General features: G+C 74.1%; 10 protein-coding genes and 1 pseudogene. 5 read left to right on the forward strand and 6 right to left on the reverse strand.

The genetic code is table 11. The annotated features are described in order from the left end of the window. Positions 1–77: 77 nt before the first annotated feature. The 3 genes from FHS37_RS26660 to bdeA form a co-directional block, all read right to left on the reverse strand. A complete protein-coding gene (locus tag FHS37_RS26660; protein ID WP_184825704.1) occupies positions 78–1,337 on the reverse strand; it encodes an RsbRD N-terminal domain-containing protein in 1,260 nt (419 codons plus the stop codon). Positions 1,338–1,480: 143 nt separating this feature from the next. Beyond that, on the reverse strand, positions 1,481–4,225 hold the full coding sequence (locus FHS37_RS26665; RefSeq protein ID WP_184825706.1) for a LuxR family transcriptional regulator: 2,745 nt from the start codon (positions 4,223–4,225) through the stop codon (positions 1,481–1,483). A gap of 237 nt (positions 4,226–4,462) precedes the next feature. Next, positions 4,463–5,407 carry a bis(hydroxyethyl) terephthalate hydrolase gene (gene bdeA, locus FHS37_RS26670; protein WP_184825708.1) on the reverse strand — a complete coding sequence of 315 codons (945 nt, stop codon included), beginning with the start codon at positions 5,405–5,407 and terminating at the stop codon, positions 4,463–4,465. Between the two features lie 884 nt (positions 5,408–6,291). Between bdeA and FHS37_RS26675 the strand changes: the two genes are divergently transcribed. Continuing rightward, complete coding sequence (locus FHS37_RS26675; protein ID WP_229889894.1) at positions 6,292–6,504, forward strand: hypothetical protein; 213 nt, start codon at positions 6,292–6,294, stop codon at positions 6,502–6,504. 32 nt (positions 6,505–6,536) lie between these two features. Here the strand turns inward: FHS37_RS26675 and FHS37_RS26680 are convergent, their stop codons facing one another. Continuing rightward, the gene (locus FHS37_RS26680) at positions 6,537–8,222 is read right to left on the reverse strand and encodes a tetratricopeptide repeat protein (RefSeq protein WP_184825712.1); all 1,686 of its coding nucleotides are present in this window, start codon (positions 8,220–8,222) and stop codon (positions 6,537–6,539) included. 343 nt (positions 8,223–8,565) lie between these two features. Between FHS37_RS26680 and FHS37_RS26685 the strand changes: the two genes are divergently transcribed. Next, on the forward strand, positions 8,566–9,387 hold the full coding sequence (locus tag FHS37_RS26685; protein WP_184825714.1) for an SAM-dependent methyltransferase: 822 nt from the start codon (positions 8,566–8,568) through the stop codon (positions 9,385–9,387). A gap of 84 nt (positions 9,388–9,471) precedes the next feature. On the opposite strand, the gene FHS37_RS26690 is transcribed toward FHS37_RS26685, so the two are convergent. Together FHS37_RS26690 and FHS37_RS26695 are read right to left on the reverse strand one after the other, a co-directional pair. Beyond that, on the reverse strand, positions 9,472–10,395 hold the full coding sequence (locus FHS37_RS26690) for a helix-turn-helix domain-containing protein (protein ID WP_184825716.1): 924 nt from the start codon (positions 10,393–10,395) through the stop codon (positions 9,472–9,474). 151 nt (positions 10,396–10,546) lie between these two features. Then, positions 10,547–10,777: a DUF397 domain-containing protein gene (locus FHS37_RS26695; RefSeq protein ID WP_184825718.1), complete on the reverse strand. Its 231-nt coding sequence runs from the start codon at positions 10,775–10,777 to the stop codon at positions 10,547–10,549. Positions 10,778–11,321: 544 nt separating this feature from the next. Here FHS37_RS26695 and FHS37_RS26700 point away from each other — a divergent pair. The 3 genes and pseudogenes from FHS37_RS26700 to FHS37_RS26710 form a co-directional block, all read left to right on the forward strand. Further along, positions 11,322–11,762 (forward strand): annotated as a pseudogene (locus tag FHS37_RS26700) (hypothetical protein); the annotation flags it as partial. A gap of 137 nt (positions 11,763–11,899) precedes the next feature. After that, positions 11,900–14,611 (forward strand): SpoIIE family protein phosphatase/ATP-binding protein, encoded by a 2,712-nt coding sequence (locus FHS37_RS26705; RefSeq protein WP_184826074.1) that lies wholly within the window; start codon positions 11,900–11,902, stop codon positions 14,609–14,611. 104 nt (positions 14,612–14,715) lie between these two features. Then, positions 14,716–16,080: an FAD-dependent oxidoreductase gene (locus tag FHS37_RS26710; RefSeq protein ID WP_184825720.1), complete on the forward strand. Its 1,365-nt coding sequence runs from the start codon at positions 14,716–14,718 to the stop codon at positions 16,078–16,080. The last annotated feature ends 36 nt before the right edge of the window (positions 16,081–16,116 follow it).

Here is a 16,116-nt window from a genome sequence, read left to right on the forward strand (position 1 = left end):
CGTCCCGCCCGGGAGACCCCCGTGGGGCGTTCCCGCCCGCGTCCGGGCACGCCCCGGCCGAGGGGCGGTGCGGTTCGTCAGCGGGAGAGGAGACTGCGGGCCGTCAGGGCGAGGCTGACCTCGACCAGGTCGGACGGGCGGGAGAGGGAGCGGCCCGACAACTGCTCGTAGCGGCGCAGGCGGTTGAGGACGGTGTTGCGGTGGCAGTACAGGCGGCGGCTCGCCCGCTGGGCGGAACCGTCGCAGGCCAGCCAGGTGGCCAGGGTGTCCAGCAGGACCTCCGCGTCGGCGGGTTCGAGGTGCTCCAGCGGACCGAGCAGCCGGTCGACGAGGGCGGCACCGAGTTCGGGGCTCGACACCACCAGCGCTGCGGGCAGGTGGTCGGTGAGCCGGACCGTGCCACCCGTCTCCGGGGACAGGCCGAGCGCGGTGTCCGCCAGCCGGCGGGCCTCACCGACGGCGGCCAGCCCCTCCACCTCGCCGCTGATGCCCACCCGTACCCCGGGGGGCTGTTCCTCCGGCACGACCACCTCCTCACCGTCCTCGGCCAGGACGATGCCGTAGTCCGCTTCCACTCCCGTGTGCCAGTGCACGCGCACACCGGGACCGAGGACCGCCTGGGCACCCGGACAACCGGTGGGCCGGCCGCCGCCGACCGCGACGACCACGTACCGCCCCTGCTCCGGCAGGTCCAGCGCCTGCGCGGCTTCGGGCAGGTCGGCGATGCGGCTCGTGCCGTCCAGCAGGGCCGCGGCGAGCAGGCGCACCCTGTTCTCCCGCCGCCAGGCCAGCTGCCGCTCGGTCTGCCGGTAGGCGTCCGCCACGAGGGTGCAGTGCTCGTCGACGAAGTCCCACACGTCGGACGCCACGTGCACCAGCAGCCGCACGTCCTCGGGCGCCGTCCGTGACGTCTCGTCGACCAGGCCCTGCCACACCAGCGAGCCGCCCAGCCGGAAGGCGTGCAGCAGCGCGTCCAGCGGCATCCCCTGCTCGGCGCGGGTGGCGCCGATCTTCCAGGAGCAGCGGCGCGCCGCGTCCCGGGCGCCCCGCGGATCGAGCAGGGACGAGATGCTGTGCCGCAGCGAGCGGTGCACCTCCTGCCAGGTCGCGGTGGGGTCCTCCTCGACGGCGGCCCGGTAGACGGGCTCCTGCTCCTGCAGGACGGCGACCAGGCGGTCGGTGAGCTGGGGCAGGTCGTCCAGCAGCACCCGGGCGGCCCGGTGCAGCACGCGCAGCGCGTCGGCGTCGATCAGCGACCGCACGCGCCGCGTCCGCGGCCGCGGAGCGGGCACGGGCCCGGGGCGGAGCAGGGTACGTGGCCGTACGGCGTGTTGCATCGCTCATCTCCCCCAGGGTCGGCTTCCCGGCGGCGCCCGCGGGACGGTTCCCCGTACCGGCGCCCGGCCGGCCGAGGAGCCCGTGGGCCGCCCGCCACCTGACTCGTCCTGCCCCGAAGGATGGCATACCGTCCGGTCGGTCCCTAGAGTTGTGCACCGGTCTTTTCCGCCTGCTCGACCAGTCGGGCCAGCTCCACCCGGGAGCGGACGCCGAGCGTGGCGAAGACGTTCCGCAGGTGGTAGTCGACCGTGCGGGTGCTGACGGACAGGCTCAGGGCCACCTCCCGGTTGGTGGCGCCCTCGGCGACACACCGTGCGATGCGCAGTTGCTGCGGGGTCAGCCGGGACAGCTCCCCCGGACCGTGCCGGGACGGCCGTGCGGCCCCGGCCCCGCCCGACGCGGCGCCGTTGGCCCGCAGTTCCGCCGTCGCCTGCTGTCCCCACGGGTGCGCGCCGCAGCGTTCGAAGCCCATCAGCGCCTCCCCGAGCCGCACACGCGCCTCGCCCAGCCGGCGCCGGCGCCGCAGCCACTTGCCGTAGAGCAGTTCGGTGCGTGCCCGCTCGAACTCGCCGGCAGTCCCCTCATGGCGGTCCAGGGCGCGCAGGTACAGCTCGTCGGCGGCCTCCGGCGCGGCCAGCAGGGCACGGCAGCGCAGGAGTTGGGCGGGGGCCTGCGGGTCCGCCCCGCACGCGGCCCACAGCGCGAAGTCCTCGACCACCGTCCGGGCCTGCTCGGGCCGGCCGACGAGTGCGGCGGCCTCCACGAAGCAGGGGACGGCGAGCATCCACACCGCGAAGTGGCCGCGCCGCGCACCGGGCCGCACCAGCGGTCCGAGCCGGTCGGCGGCCTCCCGGGGGCGGCCCGCGCCCAGGTCGGCACGGGCCAGGGCCCACTGCGCGAGCGTGGCGGCCTGGGCCAGTCCGTGCCGCCGGGCCGTGCACAGGGCCGCCGCCGCATGCTCGGCGACGAGTTCCTTCTCCCCCTCGATCGACGCCGCGAGGGCCAGGACCGCGTGGTGGTGGGCGGCCGTGTTCCGCTGCCCGGTCCGCCGCGCGGTGCTCAGCCCCTCCTCGGCGTGGGTGCGCGCGAGCTGGTGGCGGCCGGCCCTCAGTTCGGCGTAGGCCAGGTACTCCAGCGCCCTCGGTTCGAGGGCGGCGGATCCGTGGGTCCGGGCGGCCGCCAGGGCCCGCGCGCCGGCTCTGCGGGCGGCGGTCACCTCGCCGAGCATGAGCGCCGCGGCGGCGGAACCCAGCAGCCGTTCGGGCTCGTCGGCGGACAGCCCCCGCTCGACCACGCGCCGCAGCGGGGCGGCGGCCAGGTCGAAACGCCCCAGGAGCACGGCGCGCATTCCGTCACGGTGGTCGCGGAGCAGGGCGGAGCGGGCGGACTCGTGCGGAGGGCGGCCGTCGGGGGCGAGGGCCTGGAGGCAGGCCGCCCTGTCCCCCGCGGCCCACGCCGCGTCCGCCGCGCCCAGGCCCGCCGTGTCGGCCTCCTCGCGGCGGTGGTCCGCCAGCAGGCCGGCGGCGAGCAGGAAGGACTCGCGTGCGTCGTCCACCGGGCCGTCGGCCAGCAGCACCGCGCCGCGCAGGAGTTCCGCGCCGCCGCGCACCGACGCGGGTGCCGGACGGCTCCGGGCGGCGTCGAGCAGCCGCAGGGCCTCGGGCGGGTGCCCGGCGAGGAGGGCCTGCCGCGCGGCGGCCGTGTACCGCAGGGCGCGCCCGGCGTCGTCCGGCGTCAGCTCGGCGGCGCGCGTGTACGCCTCGCGGCGCAGGCCGGGCGGCAGCGCGGACGCCGGGTCGGCCGCCGCTGCCGCGAGTTCGGCCGCGAGGTCGGGAGCGGGGCCCGTGACCGTCCACGAGCGGTGCAGCAGCGCCGGGACACCGTGCGGGTCCGGCTGGCACTCCGCCAGTGCGTGGTGCACGGCCCGGCGCCGCTCGGGCGAAGCACCGGCGTACACCACCCTGCCGAGCAGCGCGCTGCGGAAGCGCAGCCGGCCGTCGGCCGGGGCGAGCGTCTCGGGCAGCGGCCCCGCGGCGTTCCCGGCCGCTCTTCGCACGAGGTCCGCGGCGGCGTCCGGTTCCCCGGTCGCCCGCATGGCGGCAGCCGTCGTCAGGAGCAGGTCGGCCTGGTCCGGCGGTACGCCGGCCAGGCCCCCGCCGACGACCGCGGTCAGGGTCTCCGCGTCGGCCAACGGCCGGGGCAGCGCGTGACGGCCGCGGAGCTGGGCGGGCGACAGCCGGCGGACCAGCGCCAGCAGCAGCGCTGGGTTGCCCTCCGCCTCCGTCACCAGTTCCTCGCGCACGACCGGGTCGACGGTGCCGTCCGTCACGTCGTCGACCAGGCCCGCCGCGTCCCCGGGTGCGAGCGGGGCGATGCGCCACACGGGCAGCCCCGCCGTCTCCCGGTCGACGGGCCGGTGCCCGGGCACGGCGAGGAGCAGTCCCACCCGGTCGCCCGCCGCTCGCACCCGTGCGGCCGCGTGCCCCAGCGCGGCGCGCGACGCGGCGTCCCACAGGTGCACGTCGTCCACGCACACCAGGAGGGGGGACGCGGCGGCCGCCGCGCGCAGGACGTCGAGCAGCGCCTCTCCCGCCGTCCCGTCCCCGGGGACGGGCACGGGACGGCCGGCGGCGCGCAGCAGGGTGCGCAGGCCGTGGTGGGGCCGCCCGGTCCGGTCCGGGTCGGCGCGGACGTGCCACACCGGCCCGGCGCGGAAGGAGCGGGCGGCGAACTCGAGGAAGGCCGTGCGGCCGCAGCCGGGTTCACCGGTCACGACGCGGACGCCGCCGTCGGCGCGCAGCCCGTCCAGCAGCTCGGCGATCGCGTGCCGCGCCGGTCCCGGGCGGTACCGGTGCGGGGCGGATCCCGGGTTCGTCTGTCCGGTCATTCCCACGACCTTACTCACGCGTAAGGAACGGTGGAAGGTGTACGTCCGCGTCATCGGGACCGCGCATCCGCCGCGTCGTCAGCGGTTTCTCACGGCTCGTCGGAGGAGGGAGTGTGCCGCGGCCCAGGGCGGACGGTCCGCGGCGGTGCACGCGCACAACGCCGGTGGCGGCCCGCACCGTGTGCGGGCCGCCACCGGGTCGTCGGCCGGCCGGGTCCGGCCGGGGTCGGCCGGACGTCAGGAGCCGTGCGGGCAGTTGCCCCGGGACTCCTCGATCGTCAGGCCCGGTCGCGGCAGCGGGCACAGGAACTGCTCGTAGCGGGTGTCGTTGTCGATGAACCGCTTCAGCCACGCGATGCTGTACTTCGCGATCGTCGTGTTCGACGAGTTGGGCGTGAAGTGGGTGGCGCCGTTCAGTTCCAGGTAGGCGCGGTCCAGGGAGGACGGCAGGCCCGAGTACAGGGGCTCGGCGTGGCTGGAGACCGGGGCGATCGTGTCGCCGTCGGCCCCGAAGATCAGGGTGGGGGTCCTGACCTCGGGCCAGCTCTTGTCGAGGTTCCAGGGCGTCAGCGGGATCGCGGCCTGGAGCGAGGGCCGGTCCTTGGCGGCCTCGAGGCTGCCGCCGCCGCCCATGGAGTGGCCCATGACACCGAGCCGGCTGCCGTCGATGCGGCCGCGGACCGCGCTGCGCTGGGTGAGGTAGTCCAGCGCGGCCAGCAACTGGTCACCGCGGGAGTCGGGCTGGTCGAGGGTGGTGTTGGTGTCGATGGTGAAGACCACGAAGCCCTGGGAGGCCAGGCGCGGGCCCAGCCAGGCGATGGAGGACTCGTAGGCGGTGAAGCCGGGCGAGATGGCGATCGCGCCGAAGGTGCCGTCGGAGGTGCTGGTCGGGTAGTAGATGGTGCCTCCGCCGAAGCCGGTCACCGAGAGCGAGGAGACGGAGATGTCCGACACCGCGTAGGGGCCGCGCAGCGCCTCGATGCTGGATTCGGTCGGCGCCGGACCGCGCTCGTAGGGGTTGTCCGCCGCATGGGCGCCGGGGCCGCTGAGGGTGGTGAGGCCGACGACGGCGGCGACGGCCGCGGCCAGTCCGGCGAGCCGGCCGGTCCCGCGTCGCCCGGCACGGGCCGCGAGCGGCCGGGCGGTCGGTCCGTCGGTACCGGTGTGGGGGTGCTGGTGCACGACGAGTGGTCCTCTCTGTCGCGGCGGACCGCCCGGCCGGCCGGTGCACGGGAGTACGGCGTGGGAAGTGTCCGTGCCCCGGCCGGGGGCGCCGCCGATGGGCTGGCGGTGCCACTGTCGGAGAGGAGGGGGCCGGTGCGGACCGGCAATCTCACCGGTCTCCCGCACCGCACCGCACGGGCCGGTCCGGGTTCCGCGGGCGCGACGCCCGCACGGCGCGGGGTCGGGCGGCGGCTGCCTGGAGCGGTCCCGGAACCGGAGAACCCGGGGGAGGACCGGGGCTCCCGGGACCGGGGTGTCCGGGCTCGGGGACCGGCGCTCCCCGGAACCCGTGCGGCGGTCGGTCCTCCGGTTCACCGGCCGGCGTGCACCGCATGCCGTGGGGAAGCGGGGGCAGACGGACAGGCGCGGCCCCCGTCGGAGTCGGCGCCGACGGGGGCCGCGGGTGCGTGGGAAGCGCGCGTGCCGCGCACGGGAGGTCCTGCGGTCCCCGAAGCGACCGGGAGCGCGTCCCGGCCGAGCGGGCGCGGCCCCTCACGCCGCGTCGTAGACGTGGGCCCGGCCGCCGGTCCGCCTCACCCGGCCGGATCGTCCAGCAGCCGCTCTCCCTCCGGCAGCCCCGCCCGCCGCAGGAGCTCCACCACGTCCCGGTCGGAGTTCGCGAGGCCGACGATCTCACCGCGCACGGTCACCCGTCGTCCGCCCGACCCGAGCGGCGGGTGTACCCCGGTCGGCGCCTTCGTCGTCCTTCCAGGATCCGGCCGGGAGGACGGACGGGCATCCCGGCCGCGCACATCACCCGAGTGGCCTTCCGGACGAGCCGTCCCGGCCCCTGCCGTGCTCGTATGGAAGCGGTCTCCATGCCTACCCGGAGGGAGCTGGGAATGCACGAGATGTGGTGCGGTGCAGACACCTCGGGGAAACCGGTGTGGCATGTCCTCACCCCTGACAAGAGGTCCACGCTGTGCGGAGTGGAGAAGCAGGAGGAGTCCCGCCGGCGGCATGCGACGGACCGGCACTGCTTCCCCTGCATGAAGACGTTCCAGACCGTCATGGAGTCGGGGCCCCGCCGTCGGGCGGAAGCCGCGGCCGACTGAGGCCGGCGGGTCCCGGGTGGGCCCGCCGGGGCTCAGGGGCAGTGGCAGTCGTCGTCACCGGCGGTCACGGGACGGGTCTCCAGGCGGCAGAAGCAGGACGACTCGATCGGCACGTCGGCCACCGCGGCCGCCTGCTTGAGCTGTTGGGCCACGATCGCGGCCTCCCCCGTCCTGCCGGTGCGCAGCAGGCACTCGTGGAACCCGTGCAACGCCCAGACGTTCCCGGGGTGCTGCAGGGGCCGGGGCAGGGTGGCGTCGAGGCCGAGGTCCGCGCGGTAGACCGCCTCGGCCTCCGCCACGCGGCCCTGCTCCAGCAGCAGTGCGCCGTGGGCGTGCCGGGTGGGCTGCATCCAGCCCCAGGGCTCGTCGTAGGGCAGGTTGTCGTCCAGTTCGACGGACCGCTCCAGCGCGGCGAAGGCGGCCTCGTACTCGCCCTTGCGGTAGGCGAGTTCGCCGTCCAGCATCGCCGCCGCGACGGCGAGGATGTCGCGGCAGGTGTTGTTGAACAGCGTCCGGGACTCGGGGACCCGGCCCACGGCCGTGCGGAAGTCCTCCCGTTCGGCCTCGGCCCGGTCGGTGGCGCCGGTCGCGGAGAGGGCGACGCCCCGGGCGTAGTGGAGCATGGCGGTGGTCACGCAGTGGAGTTCCGGATCGGCCGGGAACGGCAGGGCCAGGATGTCGTCCCACCGGCCGAAGCGGATCAGGACGTGGACGCGCATCGCGAGGAACCCCTCGAGCCAGTCGGCCATGGGCGGGCTCTGCACCCGGAGCAGTTCCTCGGGGACGGCGGCTTCGAGCTGCGCGGCGGCGTCCAGGGCCACCTCCGACTGGCCGGCGAACATGGCTCCGTAGATCCTGAAGTGGTGGTTGTGGGCGCGGTAGAGCGTGTAGAAGTTCATGGCGCCGGCGCGCTCGAGGTACTTCTCGTCGGCGGCGACGGCGAGGGTGTTGTCCGAGACGACCCGGCGGTAGTCGCCGCACAGCACTTCCAGGTGCGAGGGCATGTGCCGCAGGTGCCCGGCGTCGGGGACGGCCCCGCGCAGCCGGTCGGCGACGGTGAGGGCCGCCTCCGGCGTGGGGGACATCTCCATCAGGTGGATGTACAGGTGCAGGATCCCGGGGTGCCGGGCACCGGCGTCGGTGGCGAGCGCGGCGTCGAGCACCGCCTTGGCCTCCAGGGTGCGGGCGCCGTCGGCCGGGCGGCCGGTCCTGAGGTCCCACAGCTGCCAGGGGGTGAGGTTCATCAGGGCGTCGGCGCAGAGCGTGGCCACGTCCGGGTCGTCGGGGGCGCTCGCGTACACCTCGCACATCCGGTCCGCGTAGGGCTCGTTCCACACCGAGCAGTCCTCCGCGACCCGTGACTGCGGGTAGCGGGCGCGCAGGGCCCCGACGAGGGCCCGCTCGACGGGTGCGGCGTGCGCGGCCTTCTCGTGCGCACGCTCCACCGCGCCGTGCGTGCGGGCGACGGTGGTGACGAGTTCGTCGCCGTCGAAGGCCTCCCAGGGCTTGTTGTAGTTCGGGCCGAGGGCGTAGGCGATGCCCCAGTGGGCCATGGCGCAGTCGGGGTCGGCCTCGGCCGCCCTCTCGAAGCAGGCGACGGCCTCCTCGTGGTTGAACGCGTACGTCCACATCAGCCCGCGGTCGAACCAGAGTTGGGCTTCGGCGGAGGAGGTCGTCACGGGCCGGCCGTAGGTGCCGAGGTCGTAGTAGTCGTCCATGCGTGCCTCCCGGGGGCGGATGGGCCGGCCGCTGCCTCGTCGGCGACGAACGCCCAGTCGGACGAAACCGACGATAGCGGGACACAAGCGCTCGCGCAGGGGCCGGCGAAGGCTTCCCCCCTCCGAGCCGCGCGGGAACGGCTCCGCCCCGCGAGCACCCCCTCCGGGTCCCGGGGCGTCACCCTGCGCGTCCCCCCGGATCCCGTACGTGACCGGAGGCGGCCGGGGCGTCGTTCGTCCGTGCCCTCCTTCAGCGATGGGCTGGCACCGGCCGCGCGGTGCTCCCTAGGATGTACTCCCTGTCCAGCCAGTCCAGTTGGCGCGGCACTCCGCAGGGGGAACGATGCACACGGGTAAGCAGCTGTCCACCGAGATCGACGCCACCGTGCCGACGGCCGCACGCATGTACGACTACTACCTGGGCGGCAAGGACAACTACGCGGCGGACCGGGCCGCGGTCGAGGAACTCGACAAGGTGGTGCCCAGCACGCGCCGCCTGGCCCTGAACAACCGGCGCTTCCTCCAGCGGGTGGTCCGGATCCTCACGCAGGAGTACGGCATACGGCAGTACCTCGACCACGGCTCCGGCCTGCCCACGCAGGAAAACGTCCACCAGGTCGCGCAGCGCATCGACCCGACCACCCACGTGGTGTACGTCGACAACGACCCGATGGTGCTGGTCCACGGCCGCGCCCTGCTGGAGCAGGACGAGCGCACCGCGGTCATCCAGGCCGACATGCGCGAGACCGACGAGATCTTCGGTCACGCCGAGACCCGGCGCCTGATCGACTTCTCGCAGCCGGTGTGCGTGCTGTTCAACTCGGTGTTCCACTGCATCCCGGACAGCGACACCGACGGCCCGCTCGCCCTCGCCCGCCGGGTGCGCGAGAGGCTGGCGCCGGGCAGCTTCATGGTGACCTGCCAGCTGGTCAGCGAGGACCCCGAGGTCCGCGCCTCCGTGACCGACTTCATGAATCGGGCGACCCAGGGACGCTGGGGCCGCGTGCGCCGGCAGAAGGACGTCGAGTCGTACTTCGAGGGCCTGGAGATCCTGGAACCGGGCCTGGTGGAGGTGTCCACCTGGCGTCCGGACACCGAGGTGGCGCCCCGTCAGCTCACCCAGGAGTGGATCGAGTTCGGCGGCGTGGGCCGGGTCCCGCTGTAGCCCCGACGCGTCGGCGCCCCTCGCCGAACCTTCGGGGTCCGGCGAGGGGCGCCGCGCGTCCCCGCCACGGCGCGGGGGCGACGCTCACCGCGGCGCGGGATAGCGGTCCCGCATCGTCCTGCGCAGCAGGTCCACGGACTCGCGGGGCTCGAGGGCCTCGTCCGCGAGGCGGTCCAGCGCGATCCGGTACTCCTCCGTCTCGTCGCGGTCCTCGAGGAAGTTGGCGCTCCTGATGTGCTCCAGGTAGACCACGTCGGGCAGATCGAGACCGCCGAAGCGCAGGTACGTCACCGGGATGGCGGGAGCCGAGGCGTTCGTCACGTCCAACGGAACGATCTGCACCGTCACGTTGGGCCGCTCGGCCATCCGCACCAGGTGCGCGAGCTGCTCACGCATCACCTCGGAGCCGCCCAGGACGCGCAGCAGAATCGACTCGTCGATGACGGCCCACAACTGCGGGGCACCCTCGCGCAACAGCAGCTCCGCGCGGCGCATGCGCAGTTCGACCCTGCGCTGCACCTCGCTCGCCGGGGCGTTCGGCAGGCCGCGCTCGACCACCGCGCGGGTGTACGCGGCCGTCTGCAGCAGGCCGGGGACGTACTGGATCTCGAAGGTACGGATGGTGGCGGCGGCCTCCTGGAGGCCGACCAGGCGGTCGAACCACTCGGGCATCAGCCGCTTGTCGTACCGCTGCCACCAGCCCGGCTCCCCGGCGCGCTGCAGCAGTTTGAGCAGGACGGAGGCCTCGTAGTCGTCGGTGCGGTACAGCTCCAGCAGCGCCCGGACGTCGCTCTCGGTCGGCGGGCGGCGGCCCTTGCCGGACTCGATGCGGGACAGCTTCGCCGCACTGAAACCGACGGAGCGCGCCGCCTGGTCCTGGGCCATCCCGGCGTCCTCACGGAAGCCCGCCAGCTGTACGCCGACCAGCATCTTCAGCAGGGTCGGAGCCGGCTCGGGCCTGTCCAGATAGGGTTCCAGACGGGAGATGCGATGCGACGCGGCGGACATCCTGACTCCCAGCAGACCGGCACAAGGGCGATTCACACTATCGCACCTCATCCTGCCGCACCGCAGCCGCGCGCAGAAGTCGTGAAGAAGTGGGGAGTCGCACTTCCGCATCGTCGGCGCCGGCCCGGTCCCCCGGCGCCGGCGCCGGGGCTCAGACCAGGTGGTCGAATTCGCCGTCCTTCGCGCCGGCGAGGAACGCCGCCAGCTCCGCGGCCGTGTAGACCAGGGCGGGACCGTCGGGGTCACGGGAGTTGCGCATCGCTATCGCCCCGTCGGACAGCGGGGCCACCTCGACGCAGTTGCCCTCGGCGTTGCTGTGCCGGCTCTTGATCCAGCGGGCGTCCAGCTGGCTGGCCCGCACTCCGTTCCGCACTCCTGGCACCGCAGTCTCCTCGCTGTTCCCATGTCCCGCCGCGCACGGGGCCGGCCGTTCGTCCGGGACGGGCCGGGCCCTGTCGGACGCACTCGCCCCGTCCCCCATTCCGCGCAATTTCTCGTGCAATTGCACGCGAGCGCTGTCAGCGTGGATAATAGCTGCGGCGTCAACCCCCGTGCTGACGCCCCGTCCTGACGTCGCATCGGGGAGATGCCGTGTCCTCACCTGCGCATCCAGTGCTCCGGCCGTCGGCCGGAGCCGCGCCGCACGCGGCATCGCGGTGCACGGGCGCGCCGGGCGTCCGGCTCGGGCTCCGTCCGGAGCCGGCGCCTCCACCGCGCACCCTCACCGCCCCCGACGACCACCCGCCCGTCCACGTCCCCGACGCCGGCTCCGCCCTGGAGGAGCACGGCCGGGGGCTGTGCATCGTCGGCGCCCGGTCCGAGACGCGGGTCCTGCCTCCCTCCCCACCGGCGGGCAGGACGCCGCGGGCCCGGTCGTCGGCCCACCCGCCCACCTGACACGACTGCCGCGGAAAGGCACCCACGCCATGCGCAGCGCTTCGACACAGCAGCCGAGCAGCGAGCGCCCTGTGCGCCACACGTCCCCCACCGGAGTGGCACGGACCACGCCCCTCACGGCGCTGTCCCGCGTGCCGTGGGGCGACATCCAGGACTCCACGGGATCGGCGGCGGCCATCCCCCTGCTGCTCAACGGCATCGCCTGGGGGGACGCCGAGACGGCCCGGGCCGCCCTGGAGGATCTGCGGAAACGGATCTGCCAGTACGGCTTCGTCACGGAACAGGCGACCGCCGCCACGGTCCCCTTCCTCTGGGAGCTGGCCCAGCTGCCGCACGTCACCTGTCGTGCTCAGATCATCCAGCTGCTCAAGGCCATCGCCGACGCCCGGCAGTGGGAGAGCACCGCCGCCGCGTACCCCAAGCTCCTCAACCACCGCGAGAACCCGGTGGCGTGGGAGCGGGCGGCCCGGGACCGGTGACGTTACGGTGAGAACCGCCGGTCACGACGGGTGACGCCCTCGCCTCGCGTGGCCCGGCAGTGTAGACATGGCACATGGTCCGACTCATGGGTCGATCCAAGACCCGGCCGCCCCTGCGGCCCGGCACCATGGCGTCCGTACGGCGCCGGCGGGAGAGGGACGGCCGCTCGCGGTGGCATCCGGCGGCGGGACTGCGGTCGGTGCTGAGCGGCCGCAGCGTCGCCGGGCAGGTGTTCGTGCTGCACCTGGTGATCGTGCTGCTGCTCGTCGTGGCGGCCGTCGTCGCCCTGGTGCTGCAGGTGCGGCGGGACAGCACGCAGGAGGCCCGCAACCGTTCGCTCGCCGTCGCACAGAGCTTCGCCAGCGCGCCGGGCGTCGTCGAGGCGCTCGGCTCCCCCGACCCGACGGCCGTGCTGCAGCCGCACGCCACGGCGGCCCGCGAGAAGGCGAACGTCGACTTCATCGTCGTCATGAACACCGACGGCATCCGCTACACGCATCCCAAGCCGGACCGCATCGGCAGGCAGTTCGTCGGCACGATCGAGCCCGCGCTGGCCGGTGAACCCGTGATCGAGGAGATCGAGGGCACCATCGGCGAGCTGGTGCAGGCCGTGGTGCCGGTCGAGGACGCCGACGGCACCGTGGTGGGCCTCGTGTCCTCGGGGATCACGACCGAGCACGTCGGCGGGGCCGCCGAGAACCAGCTGCCGCTCGTGCTGGGTGCGGCGGCCGCCGCGCTCGCCCTGGCCACCGGGGGCGCGGCCCTGGTGAGCAGACGGCTGCTGCGCCAGACCCACGGTCTGGGCCCGCACGAGATGACCCGGATGTACGAACACCACGACGCGGTGCTGCACTCGGTGCGCGAGGGTGTGATCATCGTCGACGGGGACGGGACCCTGATGCTCGCCAACGACGAGGCGCACCGCCTGCTCGGTCTGCCCGAGGACGGGGAGGGCCGCCATGTGCTGGACATCGGCCTGGACCCCGGCACCGCCGACCTGCTGTCCTCGGGAAGGGTCGCCACGGACGAGGTGCACCTGGTGGGCGACCGGCTGCTGGCGGTCAACCAGCGGCCCACCGACCGCGCGGGCGGCCCGCCCGGCAGCGTCGCCACGGTCCGGGACTCCACGGAGCTGCGTGCCCTGTCCGGCCGCGCCGAGGCGGCACGCGAGCGGCTCAACATGCTCTACGACGCCGGGGTGGGCATCGGGACGAGCCTGGACGTCACCCGCACGGCCGAGGAACTCACCGAACTGGCCGTGCCCCGGTTCGCGGACTTCGTCACGGTGGACCTGTTCGAGTCGGTGCTGGCGGGTGGCCACCCGGACGCGGCGGCCACGCTGCGCCGCACGGCCATGACGGGGGTCCGCGGGGACGCCCCGCTCTATCCCGTCGGCGAGACGATCCGCTTCGTCGAGTCCTCCCCGCAGGGCCGCAGTCTCACCACCGGCCGGGCCGTCCTGGAACCCCGGCTCAGTGACGCCCCGGGCTGGCGGGCGCAGGACCTCGAACGCTCCGGGCAGGTCGTGGAGTACGGCATCCACTCGCTGATCACCGTGCCGCTGCGGGCCGGCACCCTGGTGCTCGGCGTGGTCAGCTTCTGGCGTTCCGAGAAGCCCGAGCCGTTCGACGTCGAGGAGCAGGCGCTGGCGGAGGAGCTGGTCGCCCGGGCCGCGGTCTCCATCGACAACGCGCGCCGCTACACGCGCGAGCACAGCATGGCGGTGACGCTCCAGCGCAGCCTGCTGCCGCGCACCCTGCCGGAGCAGACCGCCCTGGAGATCGCCTACCGCTACCTCCCCGCGCAGGCCGGGGTGGGCGGGGACTGGTTCGACGTCCTGCCGTTGTCCGGGGCCCGGGTCGCGCTCGTGGTCGGCGACGTCGTCGGCCACGGCCTGCACGCCGCGGCCACGATGGGCCGGCTGCGCACGGCGGTGCACAACTTCTCCGCGCTGGACCTGCCGCCCGACGAGCTCCTCGCCCTGCTCGACGAGCTGGTCGCCCGCATCGACCAGGACGAGGCGCAGGAGGAGCACAGCGCCCCGGTGACCGGGGCGACCTGTCTGTACGCCGTCTACGACCCGGGCTCGCGGCACTGCTCCGTCGCCCGCGCGGGCCACCCCCCACCGGCCCTGGTCCACCCGGACGGCGGCGTGGAGTTCCCCGACGTGCCCGTCGGACCCCCGCTGGGACTCGGTGGTCTGCCGTTCGAGACGGCGGACCTGGAACTGCCGGAGGGCAGCCGGCTCGTCCTCTACACCGACGGGCTCGTCGAGGACCGGGAACACGACATCGACGTGGGCCTGGAACTGCTGCGCGAGGCCCTGTCCCGGGCCGGGGAGTCCCCCGAGGACACCTGCCGGGCCGTACTGGAGTCCCGGCGCCCGGGCCGGGCCGGCGACGACATCGCCCTGCTCGTGGCTCGGACGCGGGCACTGGCCGCCGACCGGATCGCCGAGTGGCCGGTGCCGTCCGATCCCGCGGCGGTCGCCGAGGTGCGTGCCGCGGTCACCCGGAAGCTGGCCGAGTGGGGGCTGGACGAGCTGACGTTCACCACGGAGCTGATCCTGAGCGAGCTGGTCACCAACGCCATCCGCTACGGCGGCGCCCCCATCCGGGTGCGCATGCTCCACGACCGCAACCTGATCTGCGAGGTCTACGACAGCAGCAGCACCTCCCCGCACCTGCGGTACGCGACCATGACGGACGAGGGGGGACGGGGCCTGTTCCTGGTCGCCCAGCTCGCCGAGCGCTGGGGCACCCGCTACCTGCCGGCCGGCAAGGTCATCTGGGCGGAACAGCCGCTCCCGGGACATAAGGGGGCCGATGAGATGTCATAACGTAGACTTATGAGCCCATAGACCGGACCCGCGTACCAGGTAAGGCATGCCTTAGTTTAGGCTTCCGGGCGAGACGCTTGTCATCGCTCGAAGGGAACCTGACCATGCCCCGCCCCCTGCGGGTAGCCATCGTCGGATCCGGCCCCGCCGGGATCTACGCCGCCGACGCCCTGCTCAAGTCCGACGTGGCCGCCGAACCGGGCGTGTCCATCGACATCTTCGAGCGCATGCCGGCGCCGTTCGGACTGATCCGGTACGGCGTCGCCCCCGACCACCCGCGGATCAAGGGCATCATCACGGCCCTGCACCAGGTGCTCGACAAACCGCAGATCCGCCTGTTCGGCAACGTGGACTACGGCACCGACCTCCACCTCGACGACCTGCGCGCGTTCTACGACGGCGTGATCTTCGCCACCGGCGCCATGGCCGACCGCGCGCTGTCCGTCCCGGGCATCGACCTCGACGGCTCCTACGGCGCCGCGGACTTCGTCTCCTGGTACGACGGCCACCCGGACGTGCCGCGCACCTGGCCGCTGGAGGCCGAGAAGGTCGCCGTGCTCGGCGTCGGCAACGTCGCCCTCGACGTCGCGCGCGTCCTCGCCAAGACGGCGGACGAGCTGCTGCCGACGGAGATCCCGCCGAACGTCTACGAGGGCCTGAAGGCCAACAAGGCGGTGGAGATCCACGTGTTCGGCCGCCGCGGCCCGGCGCAGGCCAAGTTCAGCCCGATGGAGCTGAGGGAGCTGGACCACTCCCCCAACATCGAGGTGATCGTCGACCCCGAGGACATCGACTACGACGAGGGTTCGATCGCCACCCGGCGCGGCAACAAGCAGGCCGACATGGTGGCCAAGACCCTGGAGAACTGGGCGATCCGCGACACCGGCGACCGCCCGCACAAGCTGTTCCTGCACTTCTTCGAGTCCCCGGTGGAGATCCTCGGCGAGGACGGCAAGGTCGTCGGCCTGCGGACGGAACGCACCGAACTCGACGGCACCGGCAACGTCAAGGGCACCGGAACCTTCAAGGACTGGGACGTCAGCGCGGTCTACCGCGCGGTGGGCTACCTCTCCGACAAACTGCCCAAGCTGCCCTGGGACATCGACTCCGGCACGGTCCCGGACCAGGGCGGACGCGTGATCCAGGAGACCGGTGAACACCTGCGGTCGACGTACGTCACGGGCTGGATCCGGCGCGGCCCCGTGGGCCTGATCGGCCACACCAAGGGCGACGCCAACGAGACGGTGGCGAACCTGCTGGACGACTACGCCAACGGGCGGCTGCACACGCCCGCGTCCCCTGGACCGGAGGCCGTGGACGCGTTCCTCGCCGAGCGCGGCATCCGCTTCACCACCTGGGACGGCTGGTACCGCCTGGACGCCGCGGAGAAGGCGCTGGGCGAGCCGCAGGGCCGCGAGCGCGTGAAGATCGTCGAGCGCGAGGACATGCTGCGGGCCAGCGGCGCGTGAGCCGTTGACCCTCCGAGCGATCGCACCGTCGGGCGC

The sequence above is a fragment of the Streptomyces griseomycini genome (assembly GCF_014203535.1).
Taxonomy (GTDB): domain Bacteria; phylum Actinomycetota; class Actinomycetes; order Streptomycetales; family Streptomycetaceae; genus Streptomyces; species Streptomyces griseomycini.